21 protein-coding genes and 3 pseudogenes are annotated in these 23,961 nt (G+C 70.4%); 11 read left to right on the plus strand and 13 right to left on the minus strand.

Annotation, left to right across the window (positions count from 1 at the left end; translation table 11 throughout):
• The coding region (locus B1L11_RS45710; RefSeq protein WP_179155372.1) for a pentapeptide repeat-containing protein at nucleotides 1–1,317 on the minus strand (1,317 nt) is incomplete at its 3' end.
• A 135-nt stretch (nucleotides 1,318–1,452) separates the two neighbouring features.
• Here B1L11_RS45710 and B1L11_RS28890 point away from each other — a divergent pair.
• A complete protein-coding gene (locus B1L11_RS28890; RefSeq protein WP_079318104.1) occupies nucleotides 1,453–2,316 on the plus strand; it encodes an SDR family oxidoreductase in 864 nt (287 codons plus the stop codon).
• A gap of 90 nt (nucleotides 2,317–2,406) precedes the next feature.
• Here B1L11_RS28890 and B1L11_RS28895 read toward each other — a convergent pair whose 3' ends face one another.
• Together B1L11_RS28895 and B1L11_RS28900 are read right to left on the minus strand one after the other, a co-directional pair.
• Nucleotides 2,407–2,607, minus strand: coding sequence for a DUF3072 domain-containing protein (locus B1L11_RS28895; RefSeq protein ID WP_079318106.1), 201 nt, complete (start codon nucleotides 2,605–2,607; stop codon nucleotides 2,407–2,409).
• A gap of 60 nt (nucleotides 2,608–2,667) precedes the next feature.
• On the minus strand, nucleotides 2,668–3,207 hold the full coding sequence (locus B1L11_RS28900) for a hypothetical protein (protein WP_204048550.1): 540 nt from the start codon (nucleotides 3,205–3,207) through the stop codon (nucleotides 2,668–2,670).
• A gap of 459 nt (nucleotides 3,208–3,666) precedes the next feature.
• Between B1L11_RS28900 and B1L11_RS28905 the strand changes: the two genes are divergently transcribed.
• The 3 genes from B1L11_RS28905 to B1L11_RS28915 are packed head-to-tail and all read left to right on the plus strand — an operon-like array spanning nucleotide 3,667 to nucleotide 6,406.
• The gene (locus B1L11_RS28905; protein WP_179155373.1) at nucleotides 3,667–4,308 is read left to right on the plus strand and encodes a GPP34 family phosphoprotein; all 642 of its coding nucleotides are present in this window, start codon (nucleotides 3,667–3,669) and stop codon (nucleotides 4,306–4,308) included.
• Between the two features lie 29 nt (nucleotides 4,309–4,337).
• A complete protein-coding gene (locus B1L11_RS28910) occupies nucleotides 4,338–5,810 on the plus strand; it encodes an APC family permease (RefSeq protein ID WP_143737621.1) in 1,473 nt (490 codons plus the stop codon).
• On the plus strand, nucleotides 5,807–6,406 hold the full coding sequence (locus B1L11_RS28915; protein ID WP_079318110.1) for a GNAT family N-acetyltransferase: 600 nt from the start codon (nucleotides 5,807–5,809) through the stop codon (nucleotides 6,404–6,406). Before B1L11_RS28910 ends, B1L11_RS28915 begins: the two co-directional genes overlap by 4 nt.
• A 36-nt stretch (nucleotides 6,407–6,442) precedes the next feature.
• On the opposite strand, the gene B1L11_RS52210 is transcribed toward B1L11_RS28915, so the two are convergent.
• The 4 genes from B1L11_RS52210 to B1L11_RS52215 form a co-directional block, all read right to left on the minus strand.
• Complete coding sequence (locus B1L11_RS52210) at nucleotides 6,443–6,577, minus strand: hypothetical protein (protein ID WP_256862984.1); 135 nt, start codon at nucleotides 6,575–6,577, stop codon at nucleotides 6,443–6,445.
• Between the two features lie 175 nt (nucleotides 6,578–6,752).
• On the minus strand, nucleotides 6,753–7,973 hold the full coding sequence (locus B1L11_RS28920) for an MFS transporter (protein WP_079318111.1): 1,221 nt from the start codon (nucleotides 7,971–7,973) through the stop codon (nucleotides 6,753–6,755).
• A gap of 379 nt (nucleotides 7,974–8,352) precedes the next feature.
• Nucleotides 8,353–8,847, minus strand: a complete 495-nt coding sequence (locus B1L11_RS28925; RefSeq protein WP_256862985.1) for a DeoR/GlpR family DNA-binding transcription regulator — start codon at nucleotides 8,845–8,847, stop codon at nucleotides 8,353–8,355.
• A gap of 113 nt (nucleotides 8,848–8,960) precedes the next feature.
• Nucleotides 8,961–9,131, minus strand: a complete 171-nt coding sequence (locus B1L11_RS52215) for a DeoR family transcriptional regulator (protein WP_256862986.1) — start codon at nucleotides 9,129–9,131, stop codon at nucleotides 8,961–8,963.
• 70 nt (nucleotides 9,132–9,201) lie between these two features.
• Here B1L11_RS52215 and B1L11_RS28930 point away from each other — a divergent pair, with 70 nt between their 5' ends.
• From B1L11_RS28930 to B1L11_RS28940, 4 genes and pseudogenes are all read left to right on the plus strand, one after another.
• The gene (locus tag B1L11_RS28930) at nucleotides 9,202–10,200 is read left to right on the plus strand and encodes a YafY family protein (protein ID WP_079318113.1); all 999 of its coding nucleotides are present in this window, start codon (nucleotides 9,202–9,204) and stop codon (nucleotides 10,198–10,200) included.
• Between the two features lie 332 nt (nucleotides 10,201–10,532).
• Nucleotides 10,533–10,652: pseudogene (locus B1L11_RS45720) on the plus strand (IMP dehydrogenase); the annotation flags it as partial.
• A 67-nt stretch (nucleotides 10,653–10,719) separates the two neighbouring features.
• Nucleotides 10,720–11,130: a cupin domain-containing protein gene (locus B1L11_RS28935; protein WP_079318115.1), complete on the plus strand. Its 411-nt coding sequence runs from the start codon at nucleotides 10,720–10,722 to the stop codon at nucleotides 11,128–11,130.
• 227 nt (nucleotides 11,131–11,357) lie between these two features.
• A complete protein-coding gene (locus B1L11_RS28940; protein ID WP_079318117.1) occupies nucleotides 11,358–11,705 on the plus strand; it encodes a cyclophilin-like fold protein in 348 nt (115 codons plus the stop codon).
• A 141-nt stretch (nucleotides 11,706–11,846) separates the two neighbouring features.
• Here the strand turns inward: B1L11_RS28940 and B1L11_RS28945 are convergent, their stop codons facing one another.
• On the minus strand, nucleotides 11,847–12,788 hold the full coding sequence (locus B1L11_RS28945; RefSeq protein WP_372974740.1) for an RNA polymerase sigma-70 factor: 942 nt from the start codon (nucleotides 12,786–12,788) through the stop codon (nucleotides 11,847–11,849).
• A 196-nt stretch (nucleotides 12,789–12,984) separates the two neighbouring features.
• Here B1L11_RS28945 and B1L11_RS28950 point away from each other — a divergent pair, with 196 nt between their 5' ends.
• A complete protein-coding gene (locus B1L11_RS28950; protein WP_079318121.1) occupies nucleotides 12,985–13,728 on the plus strand; it encodes an SDR family oxidoreductase in 744 nt (247 codons plus the stop codon).
• A 34-nt stretch (nucleotides 13,729–13,762) separates the two neighbouring features.
• On the opposite strand, the pseudogene helR reads toward B1L11_RS28950, so the two are convergent.
• A pseudogene (gene helR, locus B1L11_RS28955) lies at nucleotides 13,763–15,909 on the minus strand (RNA polymerase recycling motor ATPase HelR).
• Between the two features lie 534 nt (nucleotides 15,910–16,443).
• Between helR and B1L11_RS28960 the strand changes: the two are divergent.
• Nucleotides 16,444–17,061 carry a hypothetical protein gene (locus B1L11_RS28960; RefSeq protein ID WP_079318123.1) on the plus strand — a complete coding sequence of 206 codons (618 nt, stop codon included), beginning with the start codon at nucleotides 16,444–16,446 and terminating at the stop codon, nucleotides 17,059–17,061.
• Between the two features lie 224 nt (nucleotides 17,062–17,285).
• On the plus strand, nucleotides 17,286–18,113 hold the full coding sequence (locus tag B1L11_RS28965; RefSeq protein ID WP_218671376.1) for a MarR family winged helix-turn-helix transcriptional regulator: 828 nt from the start codon (nucleotides 17,286–17,288) through the stop codon (nucleotides 18,111–18,113).
• Nucleotides 18,114–18,377: 264 nt separating this feature from the next.
• Here the strand turns inward: B1L11_RS28965 and B1L11_RS52220 are convergent, their stop codons facing one another.
• From B1L11_RS52220 to B1L11_RS28985, 4 genes and pseudogenes are all read right to left on the minus strand, one after another.
• The gene (locus B1L11_RS52220; protein ID WP_143737622.1) at nucleotides 18,378–19,637 is read right to left on the minus strand and encodes a cellulose binding domain-containing protein; all 1,260 of its coding nucleotides are present in this window, start codon (nucleotides 19,635–19,637) and stop codon (nucleotides 18,378–18,380) included.
• Between the two features lie 1,323 nt (nucleotides 19,638–20,960).
• Nucleotides 20,961–21,983, minus strand: coding sequence for an MFS transporter (locus tag B1L11_RS28975; RefSeq protein ID WP_079318127.1), 1,023 nt, complete (start codon nucleotides 21,981–21,983; stop codon nucleotides 20,961–20,963).
• Between the two features lie 193 nt (nucleotides 21,984–22,176).
• Nucleotides 22,177–22,812, minus strand: a pseudogene (locus B1L11_RS55250) (MFS transporter); the annotation flags it as partial.
• Between the two features lie 122 nt (nucleotides 22,813–22,934).
• Nucleotides 22,935–23,918, minus strand: a complete 984-nt coding sequence (locus B1L11_RS28985; RefSeq protein ID WP_079318129.1) for an alpha/beta hydrolase — start codon at nucleotides 23,916–23,918, stop codon at nucleotides 22,935–22,937.
• Between the last annotated feature and the right edge of the window lie 43 nt (nucleotides 23,919–23,961).

A 23,961-nucleotide genomic window follows, 5' to 3' on the forward strand; every position in this document is an offset into this window, starting at 1 on the left:
CGCGCGGCTGCCAGCCGCCGCATCTCCAGGCCCCGAACGCGAAGTCGGCCGCCACGCGCGCGTCGTCGACGCCCGGCCGCAGGCGCTCGTACAGAACCGCCAGGCGCGCCGGGTCGGGCTCCCGCTCCCCGGCCGGACCGGCCGCGTGCTCGTCGGCGCCTGCGCCGGCCATCCCCGCCACAGGTGCTCGTCGGCGATGACCCGGCGGCGGCTCCACCACCGTACGGGCGGCCAGCCCAGGCGCAGCCCGAGCCCGCCCGGGGGCGCGGCGAACAGGCACTCCCGCAGGCGCAGGCCCTCGGGACGGCGCAACCCGCCGAGGCCGCACGCCCGCAGGTCCGCCCCGGTCAGCGTGAGCGCGCCCGCGTCGAGGCCGTCGAGCGAGGTCACGCGCAGCCGGCCGGAGCGCCGGGTGACGGCGGACAGCCCGGCGAGCGTCGCGTCCCGCAGGTCGACCTCGGCGTCGGACAGCCGTGCGGCGAGCCGCCCGAGGACGGCCGCCGCGCGAAGCACCACACGGCATCCGCCGGTGTCTATGTGCAACGGCGCGCAGGCCCGTACGCCCGCGAGCGACAGGCGCCGCACGATCCGCATCGGGCCGAGGTAGGCCGCCCCCTCGAAACGGGCGCCCTGGAACTCGGCGCTCGCCCCGCAGTCCGAACCGCGGAAGGAGACGGCCCGGTGGAAGCGGGCGCCGCGAAAGCAGGCGTCCCCGTGGAAGGTGGCCGCGTCGAACGTGGCGAACCCGTGGAATTGCGCCCTTTGGAACGACGCCTTCTGGAACGACGCGTTGGCCGTGCCTCCGGGTGGCGGGGTGCCGAACCGCGCGGCGCCGAACAGGGCGTCGCCGCGCACCGTGACGTGGTCGAACGCGGCATGACCGCACACCCGCGCGTCGTGCAGGGAGAACTCGCGCAGGAACCGGGCCTCGCGGAAGGAGACGTTGCCGAGGAACCGGGCGCCGTAGAACGAGGCGAGCCGGTCGAACCTGGCGTGGTCGAAGGTCGCGTCACCGGCGAAGACGACCTCGCCGAAGCGGGCCGGGCCGGTGAAGACGGCACGGTCGAACCTCGCCCTGCCGATACGGCGCTCCACGCCGTCGAGGACCCGCGTGAGCAGGTCCTCCGACAGTACGGTGCCGCGCAGGTCGAGGGCCTGACCGGGCGTCAGGCCGCGCAGCAGCTCGGCCGCCTCGGCCGGCGTGAGGTGCGCCAGGCATCTGCCGTACGGCTCGTGGGCGACGCCGAGGCACTCGGGCACGGCGTCACACGTTCTCCAGACCACGTCGAGCGGAGTGATCCGCGACCGGGGTGTCATGGCAACGTCATACCCGATGTCCCGTCTCGGGACGTTAAAGCGTGATGGATAGGTAACAGTGTGTATCCATCGGGCGATCGCCTCGGGGCTCCTCGCCGGTCGTTTGCCCTGGATAGGCAGGGGTACCCGACGTGCATGTCTGAGCAGTCGAACTCCACACCGCCACCGCAGACGCAGCCGTACCCCGGCCGGACGGGCGAGATGACGCCCGAGCCCAGGGACGAGATGCGCGACTACACCGGACGCGACCTGCTCGCGGGCAAGCGTGCCCTCGTCACCGGCGGCGACTCCGGCATCGGGCGGGCCGTCGCCGTGGCGTTCGCCAAGGAGGGGGCGGACGTCGCTATCGCGTACTTGACCGAGCACGAGGACGCCGAGCACACCAGGAAGCTGGTGGAGCAGAAGGGCCGCCGCTGTCTGATCATTCCGGGAGACCTCGCCGATCCCCGCCACTGCGAGGAGGTCGTGGAACGCACGGTCCGCGAGCTGGGCGGGATCGACGTGCTCGTGAACAACGTGGCCACGCAGTCACCGGTGCAGTCACTGGAAGAGCTGTCCAATGATCAGTGGGAGCGCACCTTCGCGGTGAACATCCACAGCTACTTCTGGGTCACGAAAGCCGCGCTGCGGCACATGCCCGAGGGCGGCTCGATCGTCAACACCTCGTCGATCAACGGGTTGCGCGGCAACAAGACCCTGATCGACTACTCCGCGACCAAGGGCGCGATCAACGCGTTCACCTACTCCATGGCCCAGGTGCTGGTCGAACGGGGGATCAGGATCAACGCCGTGGCCCCCGGCCCGGTCTGGACGCCGCTCATCCCGTCCACGTTCCCCGAGGAGAAGGTGGGCAAGTTCGGCCAGCAGGTGCCGATGGGCCGGCCGGCCGACCCGGACGAGATCGCTCCCTCGTACGTGTTCTTCGCCGCCAACCGGCTGTCGTCGTACTACACCGGTGAGGTCCTCGCCCCGATCGGCGGCGAGACGCTGCCCGGATGAGGTGGGGCCGGCGGCACGGGTCGACGTCACAGGGCCGCCCGGGATCGTCCCGGGCGGCCCTGTGCATGGGCTCGCTTCCCTGGGCTTGCTTCAGCCGTTCTCGTTCAGACGGCGACTCTGGTCCTGCAGCTCGTCGATCAGCTTGGAGGCCTCGGCCTTGCTGAGCCCTTCCGGCACGTCCCGCCCGGCCTCCCTGGCCAGTGTGCGCAGGTAGGACTCCTGCGGCGCGGTCATCGGCTCGTCCCCGGTCGCCCACTCCTCGGGGTCCTTCTCCACAGGTCCTCGGTCCATGACTCCTCCATTGTCGAACTGCCGTTCGCTCTACCCGTCGTCGTGGTCCGTAACCTGCGATCACCGCGCCGCGGGGTGACGTATGTACCGGGCCCGGGTGAGCTCCGAATCGCCCGGCTCCGCCCGCCGCCGCCGCAGCATCCGCGCGGCCAGCACACCGCCCGTGGCGCATCCGGCGGCCAGCGCCGCCGCCGCGGCGAACATCGAGCCGGCGCGCGTGGACGGAGGCTCCGGCCGTACGGCGCGGGCCCGCCAGGCGCGCAGCCACATCGCCTCGGCCGCCGCGTCGAGCAGATAGGTGGGCCGGACGCGGCCCATGGGCACGTAGACCAGGTCGACGGCGAGCAGCGTCGCCGCCGTGGCCATGCCGAGCCGGCGCGCGTGGTCGGCGCCGCCGGGAGTGGACGCGGCGCGGATCTGCGTCCATCCGATCCCGACGAGCAGCCCGGCGACGGTGCGCTCGAGCCATCGGTCGGTCTTCGCGCCGAACACCTTCTCGAAGCTCGGCAGGTGCAGCAGCGGCCACAGCCCGCCGGCGATGTTGAAAAGCCCGTGGGCGCGGGCCAGGGCCGCCGCGCCCCTGTCGTCCTGGGTGGTCATAGGCCGACGATGCCCGGCCGTAAAACGGACAAACCGCACTAGGTTCGCCAGGAGGGCCGAGGGTAGGCGCACATCGAGCAGCCACGGGGGAGGACGCCATGCCCGGAAATTTCAAGATTCGGCCACTCGGGGGAGCGGCGGGCTGTCTCCTGATGATCGTCATCTCGGTCGTCGCGTCAATCCTGCTCACGATCCTGGCCAACGTCCTGATCCGATGAGAGGACCGGCGCGCTTCTCGCGGACGGTGCGCTGCCCTTGTTCTCCCGAACCCGCTCGCCGGCAATCACGACCGCCGGCCGATTTCCGTCGCCCGTTGTGACCGTCCGCGGGACGGGCCGTAGTTGCATTAGCCGAAAAGTATGTTCCGGTTGGCACAATTCTCGCATTCCGCGTGGAGAACGCCCGGTGGTGAATTTGTGCGATGACAGGCGGAACATTTCGCCTATATCATCGCCGACCGTGGCTGAAAGCGATCTTTCGAGCCCGTCCCTTGTCGATGACCTGTACTTTGTCCTGCACGACAATGTGACGGGCCATCCGCTGCTTCATTCCCGGCTCACGGGGCTGGCGCTGGCCGGCGGGGTCCTCGGCGAACTGATGCTCGCCGAGCGCGTGGCGCTCGACTTCGGGTCGAACCCGGAACGCCTCTACCCGACGTCCCCGGACGCCACCGGTGACCCGCTCACCACGGCGGTGCTCGGGCACGTCATCGCCGAACCGCACCACCCGGTCGGCACGTGGCTCCTCTTCTTCGCTCGTACGATCTACGCCGACGTCACCGCCAGGATGATCGCCGCGAACCTGCTGAAGCCGCCGGTCAGGCACCTGCTGAAGCAGCAGCCCCCGGCTCCCGCGGACATGAACACGGCCGCGTGGCCGCTCGCCCGCCTGAACCTCGCCGTGCAGCGACGCAAGCCGCCGGTGACCGGGGACTGCGTCCTCCTGGGGCTCCTGGACGCGGCCGGCTGCGCCCAGCGGGTGCTGTCCGAGCACGATCCCCGGTTCGTGGCCGCCGTGACCGCCATGCTCCCCGTACCCCTGCGGAGACTCATCGCCCAGACCAAGGTCGCCGTCGGTCAGGCCGTCATCAGCCGCCGGTGACCAGCAACCCCCCTCACACGGAGTTCCAGGTGTCCCTCACACAGCAACGGCCCAGCGCCGTCACCGCCGCACTGGCCGAGGACCGGCTCGGCGTGCCGTCCATCGTTTTCTTCGTCATCTCCGCGGCGGCGCCGCTGATGGTCGTCGCGGGTTCGGTCCCTACGGCGTACACGGTGACGGGCGTCATCGGTGTCCCGTTCGCATTCCTGATGCTGGGCGCCATTTTCGCGCTATTCGCCGTCGGATACGTGACGATGGCCAGGCACGTGGTGAACGCGGGCGCTTTTTATGCCTATGCCGCCCAGGGGCTCGGCCGGACCCAGGGAGTCGCGACCGCCTGGGTGGCGCTGCTGGCGTACAACGCGCTGCAACTCGGCCTCTACGGAATCATCGGATCGGCGGCCGAGCCGCTGCTCGTCGACTGGTTCGGCGGCTCGCCCCCGTGGTGGGTGATCGCGCTCGTGGCCTGGGTGGTGACCGGCGTGCTCGGCCTGCTGCGGGTGGACGTCAACGGAAAGATCCTGTCCATCCTGCTGGTCAGTGAGATCGCCATCGTGCTGCTGTTCGACCTCGGCGATGTGACCCACGCGGCCCCGGGCGGTCTCAGCCTCGAGGGCTTCACTCCCGGCGCGCTGTTCGTGCCCGGCGTGGGTGCCGCGCTCGCCACCGTCGTCGCGGGGTTCGCCGGCATCGAGTCGTCGGTGGTCTTCGCCGAGGAGTCCAAGGACCGCCACAGGACCGTGCCCATCGCCACCTACCTGGGCATCGCGATCATCGCCGTGCTATACGCGTTCTCCGCGTGGGCGCAGACGGTGCCGACCGGGCCGGACGGTATCGTCAAGGCCGCCTCGGAGCAGGGGACCGAGCTGATCTTCAACCAGGCCGCCGCCCACCTGGGCTCCGCCGTCTCGACGATCGGCTCGGTGCTGTTCGTGACCAGCAGCATCGCCTGCATGATCGCCTTCCACAACACCACGGCCCGCTACATCTTCGCCCTGGGCCGGGAGAACGTCCTGCCCTCGATCTTCGGCCGCACCTCGGCCCGGACCGCCGCGCCGATCGCCGGGTCCCTGCTGCAGACGGTGCTCGGGCTGATCGTGATCATCGTTTACGCGATCTCCGGCCTCGACCCGGTCACCAAGATGTTCTTCATCTTCGGCACCTTCGGCGGGCTCGGGCTGCTGACCCTGCTCACCGTCACCTCGATCTCGGTGATCGTGTTCTTCGCCCGCGATCCGCGGGGGGAGACGACCTGGCGCACCCGCGTGGCCCCGGCCCTGGCGATCCTGGCGCTCTGCGTGATCATCTGCCTCACCCTGGTCAACTTCGACACGGTCCTCGGGGTCGAGCCCGACTCGGTCCTCCGCTGGATCCTGCCCGGTATCTTCGTTGTCGCGATCGTCTTCGGCCTGGTCTGGGGCCGGGTGCTGAAGTCGATCCGGCCCGAGGTGTACGCCAACATCGGCCTGGGCGCCCAGGCCCTCAACGGGGGCGTCAAGTGACGATCGAGATCACCCGGATGACGGACGCGGCAGCGGCCGGCGGGCTCATCGCCGAAACCTTCCACACCGACGAGATCACCAGGTGGCTCATCCCGCGGGCGGAAGACCGGCTGCCGATGCAGCGGCGGTTCTTCACGATGTGGGCCGGGCATGCGCTGGAGCACGGCGACGTCTACGGCATCCACGAGTCGGGCGAGCTGGCCGGTGTGGCGGTCTGGTTCGCCGCGCCGTTCCCCGAGATCCCCGGAGAGCAGGAGGCGATCGCGTCCTTCGCGGGGGACAACGCCGAACGCTACGGCCTCTTCGGGCAGCTGACGGAGAAGCTCCACCCCCGGGAGCCCCACCACTACCTGGCGTTCCTCGCGCTGGAGCGGGGGAGGACCGGCCGCGGCCTGGGCACCCTGCTGCTGGAGGAGCATCACCGCAAACTCGACGCCGAGGGGATCCCGGCCTATCTGGAGGCGAGCAGCGAGGCGAGCCGGCGGCTCTATCTCCGCCACGGCTACGTCGACATGCCCGAGTTGCTCCGGCTTCCCGGCGGCCCGGTCATGTACCCCATGTGGCGCGAGCCCCGCTCGTCCGGGCAGGCCGGATAGCCGTATCGGTGGGGGACGGGACGGTCGGCTGACCGCTCAGCCGCCGCCCGTCTCCTCGGCCCGGGTGGACACGTACGCCCCCTGTCCCTCGATCGTGTACACGAGGCCCTCGCCGCTGAGCACCTCGACGGCGCGGCGTACGTCTTCGGCGGCGAACCCGTGCTCACGCACAAGACGCTCCTCGGACGGCGAGGGGCGTCGGGCTCGATCCGGCCGCGCACTATCTCCTCGCGAAGCATCGCCGCGAGCCGCCGGTGCGCGGGGACCGGTTCCTCGGGATCGTTGGTGACGGCCACGCCCCACCACTGCCCGGACCCGTCCGATCCAACCCTTGCCCTCCGCCGTCTCAGTCCCGGACGGGCTCGGCGTGGCGATCGGCCGCGGGCTCCGGACGGGGCGAGCGCAGCGCCGGAGCGGTGAGGGCCACGAACAACGCCAGCACGGCGGGCACCAGCAGCGCGTGCGGAAGGGTGACGGCCTCGGCCAGGCCGCCGATCAGAACGGGACCGGCGAGGAAGCCGGTGTAGCCGAGGCTCGCCACGGCGGCGAGCGCGCGGCCCGACTGGGCCGGGTCGCGGTGCCCGGCGGCCGAGAACACCTGCGGGATGATGCACGACAGGCCCGCGCCGAACAGACCGAACCCGACGACCCCGGCAACGGGTTCGCCGACGAGGATCCCGGCCGCGAGACCTGCCCCGGCGAGCCCTCCGCAGCAGCGCACCAGCGTGACCTGCCCCAGCCAGGCGGCGAGGCGGTCCCCGGCGAACCTGCCCGCCGTCATCATGATCGAGAACGCGGCGTACGCGGCAGCGGCGAAGCCGGGGGAGGAGCCCAGGTTGTCACGCAGGTAGACCGAGCCCCAGTCGGCCGCGGCGCCTTCGCCGATCATGCAGCAGAACGCGAGGACGCCGAGGAGCAGCACGGTGCCGCCGACGCGCCGGCGTGCGGGTCGCGCCTCGGGGGAGCCCGGCTGCGCCGCCTCCCGCGCCGGCTCGTCGCGCGTCGCCCAGCGGGCGCTCAGCAGGGCGATGAGCAGGATCACCGCACCCATCGCCGCGAAGGTGACGCCGGGGCTCATCCCGGCGTGGGCGAACATGCCGCCGGCGGATGCCCCCACGAACCCTCCGACGCTGAACACCGCGTGGAAGGACGACATGATCGACTTTCCGGACGCCCGCTCCACCACCACGGCGTTGGCGTTCATCGCGACGTCGAGCGTGCCGCAGACCGCGCCGAACACGAACAGGGAGAGCGCGAGCGCCGGCAGGCTCGGCATGTAGGCGGGAAGCACGAGGACGAGGCCCTGGGCGATGGCCACCGGCAGCATGGTCCGGTAGCTGCCGTAGCGGTCCACCAACCGGCCGACGACCTGCATGCCGGTGATGGCGCCGGCCGCGATGCCGAGCAGTCCCAGGCTGAGCGCGCCGTCGCTCAGCCGCAGGCCCGCCTTGATGGCGGGGATCCGGCTGGTCCACGTGCCCATGGCCATGCCGGACAGCAGGAACAGTCCGTAGACGGCCACGCGGGCGCGCAGAAGCGCCGGACGGGCGGGGACGGACAGAGCCATGTGGTGCTCCTCGGGGCGCTGGGAGGTTCGTACCGGAAGATTCGTCGGTGTCGTCGCGGGTGTCGTCGCGGGTGTCGTCGCGGGAGTGGCCCGGTGAGGGATGGCGGGACATCAGGCCGGCGTGCTGCCGCGGAGGTCCGCTCGTGTGCGATGCAGCCGTACGGACGGGCTGGGTGAACCTGTCGGCGCCGGCGAGGTGTGCGAACGATCAAGGAGGGTGTTCGCGCCTCCCGCGCGGGAAACCGCCCGGCTTGGCGACCTCCCGGAACGGCATCTGAGGGCGGAACCCGGGGTCGGAGGAGGACTCCCGTCTCGCGTATCCGCCCGGCCCAGGTCCGACGCGGGGGCGATCCCAGGACGACGGCACCCCTGCGGGTGCTCAGGTGACGGGAACGGAGGCGGGAACGGTGCGCACGGCGACGCCGGCGGCGGTGAGAGCATCGTGCTGGTCCCGGGGGATGTTCTCGTCGGTGACGACCACGTCGAGCCGGTCGAGCCCGCAGACCGCGCCGAACGCCGTACGGGTGAACTTCCCCGAGTCGCACGCGACGACGACGCGGCGGGCCGAGGCGATCGCGGCCTGTTTGATGGCGACCTCCGGCAGGTCGTGCGCGGTCAGGCCGTGTTCGGCCGACAGGCCGCAGCAACCGATCACCGCGGTGTCGAACCGGAGGGCCTTGATCGACGTCTCGGTGAGCGGCCCCACGAAGTTCATCTCCCCGTGCCGCACCTCCCCGCCGGGCAGGACGAGGCGAACGCGGGGTGCGCCCGCCAGTTCCTGCGCCGCCTGGAGCGCCAGCGGCAGGATGGTCAGGCGGCGCTCGCGTACGGCTCGGGCGACTTCGAGCGCGGTCGTGCCGCCGTCGAGCAGCACGGCCTCGCCGTCGGCCAGCAGGCCGGCGACCTCGGCGCCGATGCGGCGCTTGGCATCGATCGCCTCCCGCTCGCGTACACCGAACGGCGGCTCCTCGCCCCGCAGCAGCAGGCTCAGGGCGCGCCGCGAACGCGCCGCACCACCCCTTGCTGGGCGAGTTCGTCCAGGTCGCGGCGGATGGTCATCTCCGAGACGCCGTACGCCAGCGCCAGTTCGGACACGGAGACGCTGTCGGACGTACGCAGCGCGTTCATGATGGCCCGGATCCGTTCGGCACTTTCCATGCGTGCATTTGAACACAGCCTATGTGCGAAAGCAAATAAATCTACATCGTAAAGGTGGCAGACTGGTTACATGCGCGCGAGCCGGTTGCTGTCCCTGCTGCTCCTGCTACAGACACGCGGCAGGATGACCGCCACCGAGATCGCCGAAGAGCTGGAGGTTTCCGTCCGCACCGTCTACAGGGACGTCGAAGCCCTGTCGGCCGCCGGTGTGCCCGTCTACGCCGACCGTGGGCCGCTCGGCGGATATCGGCTGCTCGACGGCTACCGTACCCGCCTGAACGGGCTCACGGTCGAGGAGGCGTCCTCCCTGTTCCTCGCCGGCCTCCCGGGGCCGGCCGCCGAACTCGGGCTCGCCGACTTCGCCGCCGCGGCGGAGCTGAAGCTACTGGCCGCGCTGCCGCCCGAGCCGCGTTCCCACGCGGCCAAGATGCGGGAGAGATTCCACCTCGACGTGCCGGGCTGGTATCGCGGCGCCGACGAGGCGCCGTTCCTCATGGAGGTCGCCGAGGCGGTGTGGGAGGAGCGGATGCTCCGGCTCCGCTACCGCCGATGGGGACCGACCGAGGTGGAGCGGCTGGTGCATCCCTACGGGCTGGTTCTCAAGGGCGGTTCCTGGTATCTCGCCGCCGCCTGCTCGGGCACGGTGCGGACCTACCGGGTGAGCCGGATCATCGAGGCCGAGGTGCTGTCCGAGCGCTTCGAACGGCCGCAGGACTTCGATCTCGCCGATTTCTGGCGCGGTTTCGCCGCGGAGTTCGCCTCACGCATGTACACGGCCGAGGCGGTGATACGGCTCGCGCCCGGCGCGGAGGACCTGCTCCGATACACCCTGGGAGGAGACGTCGTCGACAAGGCGCTCGCCGACGGACAGCCGGAGCCCGGCGGCTGGACCCGGCTGACGCTGCCGATCGAGTCCCTCACGCACGCCCGGTGGCTGTTCCTGCGCATGGGCGTCCTCGTCGAGGTGCTGGAGCCGGCCGACCTCCGCGCGCTGATGGCCGAGGCCGTCGCGGACCTGTCCCGCATGTACGGCACGGCGCCGGAGGACGAGCCCGGCGCCGGACGCTGAAGCGGCCGGCACCGGTCCCGGGGCGGACTGCCGGGTCGTTCCGGTTTCGGCCCGCGAGGAAGCTGAGCACGGAAATCAGCCTCGCTGCGGCGCAGTCCCGGCACCCGGCGCCGGGAACCCGAGGGCAGCCCGGCCTGCTCGGAGGATCTTCGCGCGCCGCGAGGTCAGGAACTCGCGGACCTCTTCACGGTTGTCCACCCCTCGACGGGTACGTCCCGCCCGCGGCCGTAGGGATGTACTGCTGGTACACCCCATGACGGTGACTCGCTGCGCGCGCCAAGAGACGGTTACCTGGCAGGCGTGGCGAGCAGGGCGTGGCCCGGATCAAGGCGCTGACCGGCGCCATCGACCCGGGCAAGATCTTCGACCTCACCCTTCCCCTTGTCCAGGTCGCCGAGGGCTACCGGGCCATGGACGAACGCCATGCCATCAAGACCCTCCTGAAGTCCTGACCGCATCCGATCGCCCGCGCCGGGAGGACCGGCCGCTAACCATCACGCTCACAGACAAGGAACGACCATGCAGATCACGCGAAGCTCGATCGACACCGTCAAAGGCCCGGCAGACTGGTTCACCGGCGAGGTCTACATCGACGCCGTCGCCGCCGCTCCCGCCCCGTCCCGCGTCACCGCCAATCTGGTGCACTTCATGCCCGGGGCGCGGACCCACTGGCACCGCCACCCGCTGGGCCAGACCGTCTTCGTCACCGAAGGGATCGGCCTGTGCCAGCGTCGGGGCGGGCCGGTCGAGGTCATCCGGCCCGGTGACCGCGTGCTGTTCGAGGCCGATGAGGAGCACTGGCACGGCGCCGCACCGAACCGGCTGATGGTCCACCTGGCCATCAACGAGAGCGACGCCGACCACGACGTCGTGCACTGGCTGGCACCTGTCACCGACGAGCAGTACGCCGCCGCCCCGGCCACCGGATGACCCCGCTCTGCCAGACGACACCGAGCCGTCAACAGGATGGACCAGAGACCGCCCATGCCCGTGCCTCTCTTCGTCTTGCTGTCGCGATGGCACTGGCCGTGGCTATGACGGCTTGCAGTAGCGGCCAGTCGGCTCCCTCCGCCGAGCCGTCTTCGGAGCCGTCCGTCTCGTTCCGTCGGCCGGCCGCGTCGCAGACACCCTCCGCACCGCCTGAGAGGAACAGCGCCATGAACATTCGTGTCACCCTCGACGGGCAGAGCGTCGCCGCCACCCTGAACGGCAGCCCCGCCGCCCGCGACCTGGCCTCCCTGCTCCCGCTCACCCTGGACCTGGAGGACTTCCACGGCACCGAGCGGATCGGCTACCCGCCCCGCAAGCTGACCACCGACGGCGCCCCCGAACCGGCTGCGGCCAAGGCCGGAGACATCGCCTACTTCGCGCCGTGGGGCAACCTCGCGCTCTTCTACCGCGACGGTCCCTCAGCCTCCGCCGACCTGCTGATCCTGGGCCACATCGACGCCGACACCGACCAGCTCGCCAAGGCCCGGCGCATCACCATCCAGACCTCGCCTTGACCGAGCCGGCACCAGACCCGCACCGGGCCCGTACCGCACACCTTCGCACTGGTAGCCGCAGATCGACGCGGAACACGATGTCGGAGTAGGAGCGGTGTCGGTCACCACGGTCTCGGGGCGCGGGCCGCCGTCGCGGGCCTCTCAGCGGCTCAGCGCGGTCTCCCGTTCGACCCGCGACAGCTTGCCGGGATTGCGGACGAAGTAGATCCCGGCGACGAGGCCGTTCTCGATCCGCATCGTCACGACGCCGTCGATCTCCCCGTCGATCCGCATGATGAGCCCCGGGCAGCCGTTGACCTGCACCGGCTCGACCGACACCTCGGCGCCGAACCTGCTCAGGCCGGCGGTCAGCAGGCGGGCCACCTTGCCGGCCCCCACGACGGGTCGCGCCACGGCCCTCTTGATTCCGCCGCCGTCGCTCAGGACGACGACGTCGGGGGCGAGGATGTCGAGCAGGCGTTGCAGGTTGCCGGTCTCGACCGCCTGTTGGAAGGCCTGGAGGGCGTCGCGGGTCTCGGCCGGGGAGACGACGTCGCGTGGGCGTCGGGCGGCGACGTGTGAGCGGGCGCGGTGGGCGATCTGGCGTACGGCGGCCTGGCTCTTGCCGACGGCCTCGGCGATCTCGTCGTAGTCCAGGTCGAACACCTCGCGCAGGACGAACACCGCCCGCTCGGTGGGCGTGAGCGTCTCCAGCACCAGCAGCATCGCCGTCGAGACGCTGTCGGCCAGCTCGACGTCCTCGGCCACATCGGGCGCGGTCAGCAACGGCTCGGGCAGCCACGGCCCGACGTACGACTCCCTGCGCCGGCCGAGCGTACGCAGCCTGCTCAGCGCCTGGCGGGTGACGATCCGCACCAGGTACGCACGCCGATCCTGCACGGTACCGAGATCGACGCCCGCCCACCGCAGCCAGGCCTCCTGCAGGACGTCCTCGGCGTCGGCGGCCGAACCGAGCATCTCGTAGGCGACGGTGAACAACAGGTTGCGGTGGGCGACGAACGCCTCCGTGGCCGGATCCGTGACGGAATCCATCCGGCCGCCGCCGGCGAGCGGCTCGGCCGCGTCCATTCGTCCCTCGCTCATCAACGACTCCTGCCTCATCGCTCCCGACTGTGCCACACGCACGAGACGCCGGTTCCCGCAGGTCTGTGACACCCGCGGCCGGTGGCGTACGTCACACAGCCGCGCTGTCACAGGGGGCGGGCCGCCGGCGTCTCGTGTTCGCCAGGACGCCGCGCGGACGATCCGCGCGGCACGCGACTCAACGGAGTGAGGACGAATGACGAACTCGGAGCGGACCTCGGTGCTGATCACCGGTGGCAACAAGGGACTCGGTTTCGAGGCGGCCCGGCGGCTCGGGGAGGAAGGCTGGACGGTCTTTCTCGGCTCGCGCGACGAGGGCCGAGGACGGGCGGCCGCCGACAAGCTGACCGCCGGCGGCGTCGACGTGATCATGGTCCCGCTCGACGTGACCTCGGACGAGTCGGTGGCCGGTGCCGTACGACTCGTCCGCGAGCACACCGACCGCCTGGACGTACTGATCAACAACGCCGGCACGCCGGGAAAGGTCGTCGCGCCCGCGGAGACGACGGTGGAGGAGATCCATTCCGTCTACGACACCAATGTCTACGGGCCGATCAGGGTCACGAACGCGTTCCTTCCCCTGCTGCAGGCGGCGGACCATCCGCGTGTGGTGATGGTCTCCAGCGGCGGCGGCTCCTTCGCGGTCGTGACCGATCCGGATCAGCCAGTCTCGAAAATGCACGAGCTCGCCTACAGCTCGTCGAAGGCGGCGCTGAACATGATCACCGTTCGGTACGCCCAGGCGCTCCCGAAGGTCAAGTTCAACGTCGCCACTCCCGGAGAAGTCGCGAACCGCACGTTCGCCGCCACCGACATGAACAATCACACCGGTCAGCTGACGGTCACCGAGGGCACCGATTCGATCGTCAGACTCGCGATGATCGACGCCGACGGGCCGACGGGGATCTTCATCGACCGCCTTGGCCCGATCGGGTGGTGACCGCCGCCTCCGGCAGCGGGGTGGACGGCCAGCATCAGGAGCCGGTGAGGATGACGAGTCGCTGGGTCGCCCGGGTCATGGCGACATAGCGGTCGACCGCTCCCTCGATGCCCTCGCCGAACCTCTCCGGGTCGATGAGGACGACCAGGTCGAACTCGAGTCCCTTCGACAGCTCGGGGGTCAGCGACCGGACGCGGGAGGTCTCCTCGAACGAGGGGTCGCCGATGACGCAGGCGGTTCCTTCGGCATGCTCGGCGAGCCAGGCGCCGAGAATCGCGCCGAGATCCGAAACGGATCCGTGGACGACGGGGACGCCACTGCTGCGGATGGAGGTCGGCACGTTGGCGTCCGGGAGAACGGCCCGGATGACCGGCTCGGCCTCCGCCATGACCTCTTCCGGCGTCCGGTAGTTGATGCTCAGGGAGGCCAGGGTGATCCGGTCGAGCCCGATCCGCTTCAGCCGTTCGTGCCACGACTCGGTGAACCCGTGCCTGGCCTGGGCGCGGTCCCCGACGATGGTGAAGCTCCTGGACGGGCAGCGCAGCAGCAGCATCTGCCACTCCGCGTCGGTGAGCTCCTGAGCCTCGTCCACGACGATGTGCGCGAACGGCCCGGCGAGCCGGTCCGGGTCGGCGGCGGGCAGCGCGGACTCGTCGACCAGGGCTTCCTGCAGGTCCTGTCCGCGCAGCATCGACATCACGAGCATCTCGGAGTCGTCGGCCTCGATCAGGTCGTCGACGACCCGCGCCATGCCTTCGCGCTGGGCCGCGACAGCGCGTCCTGGCGGCGCCTGCGCCGTGAGGCCTCCGGGTCGCCGAGCCGCTGCCGCGCCGCGTCCAGGAGCGGCAGGTCGGACACCGTCCACGCCTGGGCGTCCGCGCGCTGCAGCTTCCGTACGTCGTCCACGCTGAGCCAGGGAGCGCACATCCGCAGGTACGCGGGCACCGACCACAGGTCGCCGACGAGGTCGGTCGCTTCGATGAGCGGCCACGCGCGGTTGAAGGTCGTGAGCAGCTCCCTGTCCCGCAGCAGCGACCTGCGGACCAGCTCGGCCGGGGCGTCGCCGTCGTGCTTGTCCACCAGGATCGTGAGCAGCTCCTCCCAGATCTGGTCGCGCGCCTCGTTGTGCGGTGTGCCGGGTTCCGGTGCTTCGAACGCCTCGGCCCAATCGTCGGCGCTCAGCCGGATGTCGGACCAGGGAGTCGTGACCGTCATCTCCTTGGTGGGCGGGTTCTCGTAGAACCTGACGGCCGGCTCGATGGCCTTCACCAGATCCGCGGACGACTTCAGGCGGGCCACGTCCGGGTCGGTCTCCACTGCCGCCGCGGCGCCCTCGGGGACGAGGTCCCGCAGGGTGCAGGTCTGGACGCCCTCCTCTCCGAGGCTGGGCAGCACGTCGGCGACGTAGGCCAGGTAGGGCTGATGCGGACCGACGAACAGCACGCCGCCCCGGCGCTGACCGAGGCGAGGGTCGGAGTAGAGGAGGTAGGCGGATCGGTGCAGGGCGACGACGGTCTTCCCCGTGCCGGGACCGCCGTCGACGACGAGAGCGCCCTCGGACCCCGCGCGGATGATGGCGTCCTGGTCTGCCTGGATGGTGCCGAGCACGTCGCGCATCCGCGGCGACCGGCTGCTGCCCAGGCTGGCGATGAAGGCGGACTGGTCGTCGAGCGCCGCGTGCCCTTCGAACCCGTCCAGGGTGAACACCTCGTCCCAGTAGTCGCTGATCCGGCCGCGGGTCCAGCGATACCTGCGGCGGCTGGTCAGCCCCATCGGGTTGGCGTGGGTGGCTCCGAAGAACGGCTCGGCCGCGGGGGAGCGCCAGTCGAGCAGCAGCCGGCGGCCCGCGCTGTCGGTGAGGCCGAGCCGTCCGATGTACACGGGCTCGGAGTCGTCCTCGCCGACCATGTGTCCGAGGCACAGATCCAGGCCGAAGCGGCGCAGCACGCGCAGGCGAGCGGTCAGCCGGTGGACCTCCAGGTCCCGGTCCAGCGCCTGCCGGCCTGTGCCGCCGGGTGCCCTGAGTTCGGCGTCGAGGCGGCCGGACAGCTCGGCGATCGACTGTTCGAGGCTTTCGGCGATGGCCGCGAAGTGCTGCTCATCGGCGGCGATCAGCTTCGGATCGGCCTTGTGGGCGAGGCGGTCGGGAAGGTCGAACGCGCTGGTGGGCAGCGGGTTCACGTCATCAGCTCCGATCTGGGTCGCTTGCGACCATTACGCGCACCAAGGTGCCCGAACCAGCGCGACGAACCCGGTGGCCATGACGAGCAGGCGTGGACACCTATGGCTGTTGCCGGTTCGGGTCGCCAGGCTGCGCAGGTTCTCGTGTTCCTGGGTTCTGGCGCGACGATCCCGCCGTGGTTCAGGCGAGCACCGGCGGCCTTTCCCGGCCGGCCGCGTCGAGCCCCGTCACGGGCTCGACGCCCCCGCGGGACCCGTACGTCGACAACGACACACGCACGTCGCCTCCCCCGTTTTCCGCAGGCGCTGCTTCCGGGCGACGATTTTGCGGCACGACCGGGGTCTTGCCGCAAGCCCCCCTGTCCGCTATACGTTGAAAATGGAAAGGAGCGGGAGTCCCCGCTCTCTCCATCGCCTGAGCGCGCGCCGGACCCGCGTGTCCGCAAGAGCCGAGCCGTTGCCTCCGTCACCACGAAGCCGGCCACAGTTCGAGCGACGCCTTCTTGACGGCCCCGAACTCCTACAGCGAACATCGTGTTCGTCTGCTCTGGCGTCGAGAATCCGGAGCGGAAGCCCGCGGTCGTCGCCGGCTTCCGCGGCGGGCGCTACATCTCGGCTGAAGCCGGCCTGCGCGGCGAATGGCGGCCCGGCGGCTCGTCCAAAGCCGGCTTCGACGCCTACGCCACCTCGAAGCAGTGCAACCTCGCCACCGTGCTCGCGTTCGCGCGTGAGACTCCGCGGCTGCGCTTCAACGCGGTCGAACCGGGCTTCAATCCGGGCACCGGCCTCGGCCGCGATGCGAACGCCGCCGTCCGGTTTCTGGCGAAGTACGTCGCCGCGCCGCTCGCGCCCCTCATCAAGTACTGGAGCACCCCGAAGCGTGCCGCCCGGATGATCACGGGGGTACTGACCGACGGGTCGGATCGGACAGGGGTGTACTACGACGAGAACGGCAAGCCGATGGTTGGCTCCGCTCAGGTCCGTGACCCTGCTTTCGCTGACCGCGTCGTCGCCGAGACCCGCGCGCTGCTCGCCACCATTTCCGTGGACGCAGCATCCACGGGTCGCGGCAGCTTCCGCTGGTCCAGGCCCATCGGCGTACGTCCAAACCTGCGGACGTGGGCTCTTTGCGCAGACGGATGGCCGACATGACCAGTGGCGAGCATGGACCGACCCTGGCCCAGCCGGCAACCAGACCGCGGCAACCGAGCGGTGACCGAGTCCGGGTGACACCCCGACGCTGCCCAGCAGAATCGACCGGAAAATTATCGACCGGAGTTGTCGTATCTGGGCCGCGTCGTTCGTAGCCAGGGTGAACGGTCGCCCACGAGGGTGCTGTCACGACCAGCCGTCACGACCAAGGGAGATGCCGACCGATGCAGCAGCACTCACAGGCCAAGATCCACCAAATGTTCGAGCTCGTCGAGCCGATCGCCACCGTCACCTTCTCCGAGGTGGCGAACGAGGCGTTCCTGGCCGTCGGCATGCGCAATTACTGGGACGGATACTTCGCGGGCCGGGCCGCACCGCTGGGGCCGGCACCGGCCGAGGTGGTACACGCGGTCTTCTACAACTTCGCCGACGGCGAGGTAGCACGCCACATCCCCTGGGTGTGGGGAAAGATCACCCCGCAGGAGGCAATCGCCGTGCGCGAACGGGGCAGCACCGCCGCCCTGCGGCAAATGATCGGAGAGCTTGCCGACTCGCCCGGTCTGGTGCGGGCCGCCGACCTCGCCACCCGAGCAGCGGTCAGCGCGCCGACCGAGGGCCGACCACTGTACGCCGGGCTGCGGGCGCTCGACGTGCCCGAGGAGCCGGTGGCCAGGCTCTGGCACGCGGCGACGCTGCTGCGGGAGCACCGCGGGGACGGCCACAACGCCGCCCTTCTCGCTCACGGCATCGGCGGCACCGAGGCCCACGTCCTCATGGCTGTTTCCCTCGGAATGAGGGCGGAGGAGTTCGGCCGGATCCACCACCTGCCCAAGGCACGGCTCACCGCCGTGGTCGACGGGCTGCGCGGCCGCGGCCTCGTGGACGCCGCCGGCGGGTTCACCGACGCCGGCCGGGAGACCAGGCAGCGGATCGAGGCGCTCACGGACGAGCTGGCCGCGCCGGCGTACGACGTGCTCAGTGCGGACGAGTTCGACGAACTGGCCGCAGGGCTCGAGCCGATCGCCGCCGCCGTATGGGCCTTCGACAGCTGAGCAGGCGCATCACGCTGCTGGGACGGCCACGACCCCAGCCCGGCCACCGAGGTGAGCAGGTCGTTGCGCGGGATCACCCGGCTGGCGTAATCGAAGGCGCCGCCGCAAAGCGGCTCGCCCTGAGCGAGGTGGCGGTAAGGGCAGGTGTTTCCCGGCAGGCTCTCCCACCGCCACAACAGGCCCTGCCGGAGCCCGGAGAGGGTCGTGTGGGCGGCCCTCTCCGGTGTCAACGGGACATCGATCGGCACAACGTGCCGCGATCGGTCACGGGCTGGTGCAGGTGAACGAGGGGGGCGACGGCGTGCCGGTAGCGAGGAACCCGAAGGTGGCCGAGCCGCCCGCCGGGAGTGAGCCGTTGAAGGAGGCGTTCTTCACCGTCACCGCGGAACCGCTCGTGCTCAGCGTGCCGTTCCACAGCTGGGTGATCGTCTGGCCGCTGCCGAGCGTCCACCTGACGGTCCAGCCGTTGACCGCCGAGCCGCCCGTCGTCACCGTGACCTCTCCCTGGTAGCCGCCGGGCCACGAGTTCACCGTGTGGTACGCGGCCACGCAGGCACCCGGCGGCGGGGGCGACGGACTGGTGGACGGCGAGGGCGAGGGCGACGGAGAGCGTGACGGGCTGGACGAGGGGGAGGCGCTCGGCGACGGCGACGACCCGCCCGGCGGCACGTACGGGCATTTGTTGCGGTACATCGAGATGTTGCTGGAGTCCGCCAGCGGGCACAGGAACTGGGTGTATCGGGTGTCGTTGTCCACCCAGATCTTCAGCCACGGGATCAGCACCCGCATCTCGGTCGTGTTGGCCCGCGTCGCGAACAGGTGGTCCACCCCGGTGATCTCCACCCACGCGCTCGGCGTCGTGGCCGGCAGCGTACTGTACAGCCCGTTGAGATACGACTGCGTGACCGTCGTGTCCCGCTGCCCCGAGATGAACATCGTCGGCACCCGGTCGTTGTACAGGTCGTAGTTGCCCACCGGAGAGCCGGGCGCCAGCCCGACCCCGGCCTTGAGGGAGGGTCGCCGGAGCAGCGCGCTGAGGACTCCCGCGCCGCCCGCGGAGTGGCCGACGACCGACAACCGGTTCGGGTCGACCCGGTCGCGTACCGAACTGCGCTGGGTGAGGTAGTCCAGCGCGGCGAGCAGCTGGGTCCCTCGCGCGTCCGCGCTGTCGGTGCGGCTGTTGGTCTCGATGCCGATCACCACGAAGCCGAACGAGGCGAGCCAGGGACCCATCCAGGCCTCTTCGTTGGCGAACAGGGCGGAGTAGCCCGGCACGATCGCGACCCCGCCGAACGTCCCCTGGCTGGTGTCGGTCGGGTAGTAGATGACTCCGCCGCCGAAGCCGTTGCCGGCCGGCACGCTGGTCTGGGCGGTCGCGAAGGTCCCCCTGGTGGCCGCGACGCTCGCCACGGTCGGGTTCGGCCCGCGCTGGAAGGGGTTGTCCGCGGCCGACGCCGGCCGGGCCGCGATGGCCGCCGAGAACAGCCCGAGGACGGCCACCGCCGCCGCCATCAACCGGCCCATCGCACGCCGGAGCGACCGGCTCCGCGAGCCGGGCCCGGACGCGGACGAATCCGTGGGGGGTCGCCGGGTTCCCGGCGGCGGAACGGCGTGTGCGCGCATGCCTGAGCCTCCATGACTGCAACCAGAAAAAGGAGAAACGCGGGGCATTCAACGCTGGACGCCGTGCTCCGTGCAAGGGAGCGCACTCCACGAGGGCGTCGCGAACGGTGGACCTCCGCCCCGCGCACCACCACCGGACAGCGGAGACCACCTCGGGGCTCAGTGTGGAAACCTCACCGAAGTGTGTCAAGAGTGGGATACCGCTGCGAAAGTCTCGTGCCGTCTAAATCACCTCGTGATCCCGGAACCGCCGCGGTCGGTGCGCGATCCGGGAGCGCAGACGCCCGGATGAATGTTTCATCCGTCGTCGCCGCCGGTGACCCCGGAGAGTCCCTCAATAGGGCAGTTGAGCCATGTTCGCCCTCTCCCGCGTTCGCGTCCGGACGTACCGCGTCACTTGACACCGTGCCCCCGCCGGGGCTTTGCTCCGCTCTACCACCACCGGTTGATCTCTCGAAGTGGAGGAGGACGAAGGCGGGTCGGACTGTTAGCGTTAACATTAGGTCGGGGGTATGCCTGCGGCCAACGTGTCCGAGCCGGGGTCAAGACGCACCCGTTCGCGGTCACGGCCGAAGCCTCGCTCGATGTAGAAGAACTCGGTGAACTCCTGGGGACGACGGTCCCGAGATTGCGAAGCGCCTCGGCGTCGGCCGCTTCACGTTGTACCGGGCCGTCAATGGCAGCGAACCCATTTTCAGGGGTGCCGGCTAGATCGGCACCGCGCCCTGCCTCCATTGCTCCGCCAACTGTACCTAGAAGTGGCCAATGGTGGATTTGGTCCGGGCCGCGGCATCTTGAGCGTGCCCACGGGAGGCGCCTATCGAAGCAGAGAAATTACCTTCTACCATAAAATATGGAATGCTCGCCCGGATCCTTATGTCCCTCCCGGTTTGGTTTGGCTGCACAATTGGGGGACCGCGATCTGGTCACTCGTGGACTGTCGCGATCCTGCAGGCCCGATGTGGATATGGGATCCAATGGGTCCCTACCTGCGACAAGATCGACTCGGTCCAGAAGAGGGATCAGAGTAGATCGTTCTGTGTTGACGCCGCAAAACATGACCCTTGCCGAATGGCTGACCGAATGCTTGAGAGGATCCTTCGCAGAAGACTTCAGGCCTTCCAATCTTCGTGCTCTGGCGGAGAGACGAACGGGCAGGGCGACTTCAAAGCGAGCTACGTGATGTAGTTATGGCTGGCACGCCGAAAGTGCAGCCGTCGGAAATCACATCCCGAGCCCGCGCATGGGGTTGTCGCGCCACATGTCAGCTGCCCGGACGTACCCGTGGACGACGGGTGAGGTCTCGACCCAGCGGCCATGCCGGGCGATGGCCAGCATGGAACGGCCGGCGGCGGCTGCGGCCGACGTGCCGCCGGCGCGGAGTGAGTGCGCGGAGTAGCTGCCTGGGTTGTCCAGGCCCGCTGCCTCGGCGGCCGCCTTGACGCGCAGAACAGGCCACAGGCAGGCCGCAGTAGCCAGGACGGCGGCGGCGAGGGCGACGGCGAGCCCGGCGCGGTAGTCCGCCACGTCGGCATGGACAGCGTGGCCGAAGACGGTGGCCACGACGCCGAGGACGACTCCGCTGCCCACCTGCGCGGAGGCGATGAACAGGCCGGAGGCGAGGCCGTGTTCCTGGGGGCGGGCTCCGGCGATCGCGCTGATGTTCGCGCCGACGTAACTCATGGGGAAGCCCAGCCCCATAACGATGGTGGCGACGCCGAAGACCAGGATGCTGTCGAGCGATCCGAGCGTCTCCGTCCACAGGATGCCGAAGAGCATGAGGACCATGCCCGCGGTCGCGATCGGCCAGGCGCCGCGCCGCATGACTTGCCCGGCCCAGCGCTGCGCGGTCAGCAGGGTGAGGAATCCGCCCGGCGCGAAGATGAGCCCTACTTCGAGGGGCGACCAGCCGTGGGCGTTCTGGAGGTAGAGCGTGGCGACGAACTGCCAGGCGATGTAGCTGCCCTGGAGCAGGAGGATCGTGATGTTGCCGCGGGCGAGACCGGGCCTGCGGAAGATCGCCAGCGGGACGAGCGGAGAGCGACGCACCCGCTGCGTCTGGACGAAGGCGGCACCGAGAACGGCGGCCGCCGCGAGGGAGCCGATCGTGAGGCTGCTGCTCCAGCCGTGGCTGGAGCTCAGGGAGACGCCGTAGACGAGGGCCATCAGGGCCGTGGTGACCGTCAGCGCCCCGAGTACGTCGACGCGCTGGCGCTCGGCATGCACCCCGGGGCGGGGGATGACCATGGGGGCCAAGATCAGCAGGACCAGCGCGAGAACAGCGGCACGAGCAGGACCAGCCGTCAGGTGCCGGCCGCCACCAGGCCGCCGAGGACCAGGCCGCCGGTGAAACCGATCGCCGAGATCGACAGGAACGCCCCGAGGCCTTGTGCCGTTTGGCTTCGTCGTCGTAGGTGTGCAGCAGGATCGACAGGGCTGCGGGGGCGGTGAAGGCAGCGGTGATGCCCTTGACGAGGCGGGCCGCGATCAACACGGTGGCGCTGGTGGCGAGCCCGCCCACGACGCTGGCCAGGACGAACACGGCCAGCGCGGCCAGCAGCAGCCGCTTGCGGTCGAACAGGTCGGCCAGTCGGCCGCACAGGAGCAGGAACCCGCCGTATCCCAGGATGTAGGCGGTCACGACCCATTGGAGCGTCTGCGGCGTCATGCCGAGCGCGTGCTGGATCTTGGGCAGCGCGGGACCCATCGCCGCCACGTCGAAGGCGTCGATGAACTGCACGCCGCACAGCACGGGGAGCAGCAGGGCGGTCTGCCAGGCGGTTCTTGTGGTCGGGGGGTGTGGCCGTAGGGCCGTTGGCGTTGTCATGGGGGTTTTCCTCAGGGAAATTCGCAGAAGCGGAGCAGGGGTGGGGCGCGGGCGCGGTTTGCATGTGGGCGAGAGCGGGCGGCGGAATTGGTGCTGCCGGTGCCGGGCCGCGCGGGGCCGGGGTTCAGGAGGTGGGGGAGGTCTCGAAGTGGCCCTGGTCGAGGTCGCCGATGAGGTCGGACCTGGTGGGGTTACGGTTCGTGAGGGCCGGGTTCGGGTGCTCGATGTCGGGTTGTGGGGCCAGAGCATGGGGCCGACGCCGAGGAAGCCGAAGTGGGCGCCGGCTTCCTCGGCGGGTTACCGGCTGTCAGCACGCCCGTGTGGCGGCCTGCCGGCCGTCACCGCGCGGCCGGACCGCCCGAACCGGACGCTCAGGGCTGACGGGCAATGAACTGGCGGCGCAGGTATCCGTACCAGGCGTGGACGTACGCGGCACTGACCGCGGCTTCGGGGGCGAAGAGGTCCCAGGCGTGGTAGGCGCCGGGGTACAGGTGCAGTTCGACGGGCACACCGCTGGCCTGGAGCCGCGTCGCATAGCTCAGGTCCTCGTCGCGGAAGACGTCGAGTTCGGCGGCCGCGATGAAGGTGGGCGGCAGGCCGGTGAGGTCCGTCGCGCGCGCGGGTGCGCTGTACGGAGGCACCTCGTCGGAGCCGGCGCGGTCCCCGAGGATCAGGTTCCAGGCCAGGATGTTGGTCGCGCGGTCCCAGATGCCGATGTCGGTGACCTCGTGACTGGACGCGGTGGTGTTGCGGTCATCGAGCATCGGGTAGCTCAGCGCCTGGAACAGCGGCGCCGGCTCGCCCTGGTCGCGGATCATGAGCGCGGTGGCTGCGGCGATACCACCGCCACCGCTTTGCCCGGCCAGGGCGACGCGGTCCTCGTCGATGTCGAGCGCGGCTGCCTGACTGCGAAGCCAGCGATAGGCGAGCAGGCCGTCCTCGGCGGCGGCCGGGGCGGGAGCCTCCGGCGCGAGCCGGTAGTCGACGGAGGCGACGATGCAGCCGACCTCCAGGACCAGGTGCTTGAGGGTGGGATCGTCCTGGGCCGCGTACCCGAGGACCTGCCCGCCGCCGTGGAACCAGAGCAGCACCGGAAGCGGCCCGGCTGCCTCGGTGGGCCGCAGCAGCCGGATGGGGAGGGTGGATCCGTCCGGGCGGACCACGGCGACCTCTTCGACCGACACGGACGGCTCATCCGGTATCTGGGCCGCGATCGCCTCGGCGAAGGCGCGGACGCCGGCGCGCGTGCCCTCCAGGTCGCTGAGGTCGAACACCCCAGCCTCCGTCATCGGCACCGCCTTCAGGACCTCGGCGAGTTCGGGGTCGAGCCGCTCGTGCGCGTTCTTGGTGTTCATGTCGTTCGTTTCCTCTCGGCTGCGCAGCAGCCGGTCGTACAGG

Source organism: Microbispora sp. GKU 823, assembly GCF_002027145.1.
GTDB classification, from domain to species: domain Bacteria; phylum Actinomycetota; class Actinomycetes; order Streptosporangiales; family Streptosporangiaceae; genus Microbispora; species Microbispora siamensis.

What these genes read in the sequence shown, in the direction of transcription:
- B1L11_RS28890 (WP_079318104.1), top strand. Translation starts at nt 1,453, where the DNA reads ATGTCTGAGCAGTCGAACTCCACACCGCCACCGCAGACGCAGCCGTAC.
- B1L11_RS28895 (WP_079318106.1), bottom strand. Translation starts at nt 2,607, where the DNA reads ATGGACCGAGGACCTGTGGAGAAGGACCCCGAGGAGTGGGCGACCGGG.
- B1L11_RS28900 (WP_204048550.1), bottom strand. Translation starts at nt 3,207, where the DNA reads ATGACCACCCAGGACGACAGGGGCGCGGCGGCCCTGGCCCGCGCCCAC.
- B1L11_RS28920 (WP_079318111.1), bottom strand. Translation starts at nt 7,973, where the DNA reads ATGGCTCTGTCCGTCCCCGCCCGTCCGGCGCTTCTGCGCGCCCGCGTG.
- B1L11_RS52215 (WP_256862986.1), bottom strand. Translation starts at nt 9,131, where the DNA reads ATGGAAAGTGCCGAACGGATCCGGGCCATCATGAACGCGCTGCGTACG.
- B1L11_RS28930 (WP_079318113.1), top strand. Translation starts at nt 9,202, where the DNA reads ATGCGCGCGAGCCGGTTGCTGTCCCTGCTGCTCCTGCTACAGACACGC.
- B1L11_RS28935 (WP_079318115.1), top strand. Translation starts at nt 10,720, where the DNA reads ATGCAGATCACGCGAAGCTCGATCGACACCGTCAAAGGCCCGGCAGAC.
- B1L11_RS28940 (WP_079318117.1), top strand. Translation starts at nt 11,358, where the DNA reads ATGAACATTCGTGTCACCCTCGACGGGCAGAGCGTCGCCGCCACCCTG.
- B1L11_RS28945 (WP_372974740.1), bottom strand. Translation starts at nt 12,788, where the DNA reads ATGAGCGAGGGACGAATGGACGCGGCCGAGCCGCTCGCCGGCGGCGGC.
- B1L11_RS28950 (WP_079318121.1), top strand. Translation starts at nt 12,985, where the DNA reads ATGACGAACTCGGAGCGGACCTCGGTGCTGATCACCGGTGGCAACAAG.
- B1L11_RS28965 (WP_218671376.1), top strand. Translation starts at nt 17,286, where the DNA reads ATGCAGCAGCACTCACAGGCCAAGATCCACCAAATGTTCGAGCTCGTC.
- B1L11_RS52220 (WP_143737622.1), bottom strand. Translation starts at nt 19,637, where the DNA reads ATGGGCCGGTTGATGGCGGCGGCGGTGGCCGTCCTCGGGCTGTTCTCG.
- B1L11_RS28975 (WP_079318127.1), bottom strand. Translation starts at nt 21,983, where the DNA reads ATGGTCATCCCCCGCCCCGGGGTGCATGCCGAGCGCCAGCGCGTCGAC.
- B1L11_RS28985 (WP_079318129.1), bottom strand. Translation starts at nt 23,918, where the DNA reads ATGAACACCAAGAACGCGCACGAGCGGCTCGACCCCGAACTCGCCGAG.